General features: G+C 72.0%; 1 pseudogene. It reads left to right on the top strand.

Features of this window, described 5'->3' with window-relative positions:
- Positions 1-225: pseudogene (locus IF30_RS50095) on the top strand (IS30 family transposase); the annotation flags it as partial.

Raw genomic sequence — 225 nt, forward strand, 5'->3', positions numbered from 1 at the left:
AGGAGCGAGCAACGACCAGGCCTGCCGGATCGTCGGGATCAACCCGAAGACCGGCAGGCGCTGGCGTAACGGGCGCAACGCGTCCGGCAGGAACAAGGCTGCGCTGCCGGCCCGGCCGGCAGCGCAGCCTTCCTCGTCGTCCCGGTATCTGAGCGAGGCCGAGCGCATCCACCTGGCCGACCGGCTCCGCGATAAGGCGACGGTCCGGGCGATCGCCGCCGAGCT

Source organism: Streptomyces sp. NRRL S-350 (assembly GCF_000719705.1).
Taxonomy (GTDB): Bacteria; Actinomycetota; Actinomycetes; order Streptomycetales; family Streptomycetaceae; genus Kitasatospora.